The organism is Variovorax sp. Varisp36 (assembly GCF_047304235.1).
Lineage (GTDB): Bacteria > Pseudomonadota > Gammaproteobacteria > Burkholderiales > Burkholderiaceae_C > Variovorax.
This window is the reverse complement of record NZ_JBGLYU010000130.1, coordinates 1-246: the sequence shown is the minus strand read 5'-3', so window position 1 is coordinate 246 and position 246 is coordinate 1. Positions and strand designations below refer to the sequence as shown.

General features: G+C 58.9%; 1 pseudogene. It reads right to left on the bottom strand.

From position 1 onward, the window contains the following. A pseudogene (locus ACCD11_RS28460) lies at positions 1–246 on the bottom strand (GNAT family N-acetyltransferase); the annotation flags it as partial.

The following is a 246-nucleotide window of genomic DNA, read 5'->3' as shown; positions in this document are numbered from 1 at the left end:
GCCATTCCGAGTCCAGAATCGAATACCACGCCGTGTCACGGTTCTGACCCTTGACCACCATGTGCTGGCGGAACAACCCCTAAAAACTGAACCCCAACCGTACTGCTGCGTACTTGGAGCGAGCGGGGCCGTTGTTGCACTTCCATTCCAGACGCCGGTAACCCAGCGCAAAGGCTTCCCTGGCCAGCAGGTAAACCGCCTCGGTGCTTTTCGGTGAACGCTGCATCGGTGCGCCGAAGGTCACAT